Consider the following 3,153-nt stretch of genomic DNA (forward strand, 5'->3'; position numbering starts at 1 on the left):
AAGTTGATGTCGAACACGGGTCTTGGTCGTAAAGTTATTTTCGAACAGGCGGCGAAGAAAACCAGAGAGAAAACTCGTGGCAACTACCCAGCTGCAGACGCTATTTTAGAAGTTATTCGTTATGGGCTTGAGAAAGGCTTTGAAAAAGGTCAGAAAAAAGAAGCCGAACGCTTTGGTGAGTTGGTGATGACCTCAGAGTCAAAAGCTCTACGTTCAATCTTCTTTGCAACAACCGAAATGAAAAAAGAGCATGGCAGTGATGCCCAGCCAAAAGCGATTGAGCGAGCTGCGGTACTTGGCGGCGGCTTAATGGGGGCAGGGATCAGTCATGTTAGTGTGGCAAAAGCCAAAGTCCCTGTGCGTATAAAAGACGTGTCAAATGATGGCGTGCTTAATGCGCTGAAGTACAACTATAAGCTGTTTGATAAGCAGAGAAAGCGTCGCATCATTTCCAAAGCTCAGCTACAAAGCAAAATGTTGCAGTTATCTGGTGGTACAGATTTCACCAACTTCAAGCATACTGATATTGTTGTTGAAGCAGTGTTCGAAGATCTGAATCTAAAACAGCAGATGGTGGCGGATATTGAGGCGAATGGTAAAGAGAGCACTATTTTCGCCACCAATACCTCTTCACTGCCAATTCATCAAATTGCCGAGAAAGCGCAGCGTCCAGAGAACGTGGTGGGTTTGCACTACTTCAGCCCAGTAGAGAAGATGCCTTTAGTTGAGGTTATTCCTCATGAAACCACATCAGATGAAACCATCTCTACGGTTGTTGATTTTGCTCGTAAGCAAGGCAAGACCCCTATCGTAGTCAAAGATTGTGCCGGCTTCTACGTTAACCGTATCCTCGCGCCCTATATGAACGAGGCCGCAAACGTACTGTTAGCTGGTGAACCAATCGAGCAATTGGATAGCGCATTACTTAACTTTGGGTTCCCAGTTGGTCCAATCACCCTGCTTGATGAAGTCGGTGTGGATATTGGCGCTAAGATCATGCCGATATTGGTTAACGAACTTGGTGATCGCTTCCAAGGCCCGGATGTGTTCGATAAGCTACTTAACGACAATCGTAAAGGACGTAAGAGCGGTAAAGGCTTCTATACCTACAAAGGTAAAAAGAAAGAGGTCGATAAATCGGTATATAAACTGCTCGGTTTAAATCCTGAGTCTAAACTGAGTGAAAAAGAGATAGCAATGCGTTGTGCGTTACCTATGCTTAATGAAGCGGTACGCTGTTTAGACGAAGGCATCATCCGTAGTCCGAGAGATGGTGACATTGGTGCGATATTTGGTATTGGTTTCCCTCCATTCTTGGGTGGTCCATTCCGCTACATGGATCAGATCGGTATTGCTAAGTTAGTTGAAATCATGAACGAACATGCGCAGAAATACGGAGACCGCTTTGCTCCTTGTGATGGTCTGCTCACTAGAGCGGGCATTGACGCCAAGTTCTACGACTAAAACTGAAGCATCACGAAGGCGAACCAAGGGGTTCGCCTTTTTTGTTTGTGAGAGTTATTATCATTAGGTTAATGTATTTTAAAAACAAGAAGCTAAAAAGGAAGTCTCATGGATGCTCTAGATTTATTGTTAAATCGTCGCTCAATAGCAAAATTGTCAGAGCCCGCTCCCGAAGGGAAAGCCCTTGAAACCATTATTCGTGCAGGACTACGCGCGCCAGACCATGCAGGATTAACACCTTGGCGATTTGTTATTGCGCAAGGTGAAGGCTTAAACAAGCTGTCAGACATCTTAGTTAAAGCAGCCCAAGCTGAGAATAGTGAGCAGGCCGTGGTAGATAAGGTTAAAAACGCACCATTTCGCGCACCGATGGTGATTACGGTGATTGCTAAGGTGACAGAGCATGAAAAGGTGCCAGCGTTTGAACAATACTTATCGGCTGGGTGTGCGGCTCATGCGATGCAAATGGCGGCGGTTGCTCAAGGGTTTCAAGGCTTTTGGCGTTCAGGAAAGTGGATGTTCCACCGAGAGGTACATCAAGCGTTCGGATTGCAAGGGGACGATGAAATTGTCGGTTTCCTCTATTTAGGTACCTCAGGTTGTACACCGATGCGAGTTCCAGAGCGAGAGTTAAGTAAGTTTGTCGAGTATCTATAAAACCACCAGAGACTTATTCTGATTGGTAAAATACCGACTGAAACAGACGAAAAAAGCTTGGTCAAAACCAAGCTTTTTATGTGTCTATGGTGCGTTTAATGAAGGTGATAAGCGATCACAAAGTCGATAAACAGTCTTACCTTCTCAGGTAGATGATCTTTGTGGTTGTACAACATGTAAATATCACGTGGGTTTGCGCTCCAGTCTTCAAGCACGCGTACTAAACTGCCATCTTCTATGTATTCTCTCAGCATCACATCCGGCATTAAGGTGATTCCCAAACCTGCTGAGCAAGCACTGCGTACTACGTTTAGCGTATTGGACTGAAAGCGGCCTTTATCGTTGTTGATAATGGTCTCACCATTTTGGTTGGAGAGTTGCCACTTGAGAAGTGGTGCTCCTTTCAGTAGCGAGTGATGGTGGAGATCTTCAGCATGCTTTGGCACAGGTGCTTGTTTTAGATACTCTGGACTTGCGACTAAGATGTCGGCAACCGCACCGATTTTACGTGCAATCAGGCTCGAATCGCGCTGGGGACCGACACGAAAAATAACATCCCACTCTGTAGGATCAAGCTGGTCTGCATGATTACTGGTGGTAAGCTCAATGTTGATGTCAGGGTAGTTGGCCATAAAAGCGTTAAACATTGGCATCATCATGCGTTTTGTTAGGTTCGATGGTGCGGTGATTCGAATTTTACCCGCAGCGCCACGGCACTCGTCAGTCAACTCTTCAGCCGCTGAAGCAAGGCGACTAAGCAGAGGAGAGCATTCACTGTAAAAACGCTCTCCCGCTTCTGTAAGAGAGAGTTTACGCGCATGACGATTAAGAAGACGCAAATTTAACGAGTCTTCAAGGGCCTGAATACGTCGCGTGATAGTAGCAACAGGAATCATTGTTTTTCTGGAAGTTGCAGTATAACTCCCATTTTCAACGACAAGCCTAAATAGGTTTAGATCATCTAATTTCATTGTATCAGACACACTTTTTTGCGATTTTTAGTAATTTATCTTCATATCAAATGTCAAAGTT

The 3,153-nt window shown here is 45.1% G+C and carries 3 protein-coding genes; 2 read left to right on the plus strand and 1 reads right to left on the minus strand.

What is annotated here, in order from left to right; genetic code table 11:
* Both QTO00_RS17105 and QTO00_RS17110 read left to right on the plus strand, forming a co-directional pair.
* A partial coding sequence (locus QTO00_RS17105) for a 3-hydroxyacyl-CoA dehydrogenase NAD-binding domain-containing protein (protein WP_331425854.1) occupies window positions 1-1,464 on the plus strand: 1,464 nt, incomplete at its 5' end.
* A 108-nt stretch (window positions 1,465-1,572) separates the two neighbouring features.
* Window positions 1,573-2,121 (plus strand): NAD(P)H nitroreductase, encoded by a 549-nt coding sequence (locus QTO00_RS17110; protein WP_331425855.1) that lies wholly within the window; start codon window positions 1,573-1,575, stop codon window positions 2,119-2,121.
* Window positions 2,122-2,216: 95 nt separating this feature from the next.
* On the opposite strand, the gene QTO00_RS17115 is transcribed toward QTO00_RS17110, so the two are convergent.
* Window positions 2,217-3,092, minus strand: a complete 876-nt coding sequence (locus QTO00_RS17115) for a LysR family transcriptional regulator (protein WP_331425856.1) — start codon at window positions 3,090-3,092, stop codon at window positions 2,217-2,219.
* Window positions 3,093-3,153 lie beyond the last annotated feature (61 nt).

The sequence above is a fragment of the Vibrio sp. M260118 genome, from assembly GCF_036533755.1.
Classification (GTDB): Bacteria; Pseudomonadota; Gammaproteobacteria; order Enterobacterales; family Vibrionaceae; genus Vibrio.